This is a genomic window from Herpetosiphon sp. (assembly GCF_003512625.1).
Classification (GTDB): Bacteria; Chloroflexota; Chloroflexia; order Chloroflexales; family Herpetosiphonaceae; genus Herpetosiphon; species Herpetosiphon aurantiacus.
In genome coordinates this window covers 27401-28104 of record NZ_DOPT01000019.1, presented here as the reverse complement: position 1 = coordinate 28104, position 704 = coordinate 27401, and the positions used below count along the sequence as shown (strand labels likewise).

1 protein-coding gene is annotated in these 704 nt (G+C 51.8%); it reads left to right on the top strand.

Going from position 1 to position 704, the window contains the following annotated elements:
* The coding region (locus tag DEF47_RS04305) for an ABC transporter ATP-binding protein (protein WP_287044985.1) at positions 1-651 on the top strand (651 nt) is incomplete at its 5' end.
* Positions 652-704: the final 53 nt, after the last annotated feature.

Genomic DNA, 704 nt, shown 5'->3' with positions numbered 1-704 from the left:
CAACAACAGCGGGTTGCGCTGGCCCGAGCTTTGGCAATTCGCCCGCAAGTGCTGCTGCTTGATGAGCCACTTTCAGCGCTCGATGCCAAAATTCGGGTTTCGTTGCGCCAAGATATTCGGGCAATTCAGCGCGAATTAGGCATTACGGCGATTTACGTTACCCACGATCAAGAAGAAGCGCTTTCGCTTTCGGATCGGGTGCTGATTATGCAAAAGGGCGAAGTTGAGCAACTTGGTACGCCCGCCGAAATTTACAATAACCCCAAAACTAGCTTTGTGGCCCATTTTGTCGGCACACTCAACACGCTGGAAGCCTCGCTCCACGACCCCAAGCAAGGCATTTTGCATTTTGGCAAACAACAATTTAGCGTCAGCGATAGCTTCGATTCATCGCTCCAAGGTAGTAAAGTGCGGGTTGCCTTGCGGCCTGAACGCTTGAGCCTCGAAGGCGTTGCCGCCCAAAATCAACTGCACGGCGTGGTCAAAGAGCAAATGCTGTTGGGGCCAATTGTGCGTTTTCACGTTGAAATCGAGCAACAATTGCTGTTTGTCGATGTCTTCAATGATACCCACGTTGGCAACTTGCCCAATCGCGGTGAGGCGGTGGTAGTCAATTTTGCGCCCCACGATTGTTTGGTACTTGAACACTAAAACTTCAAACGGCCCATCGGGGCCGCTTGAAGGAGAGAAGAGTGTGTGTGAGG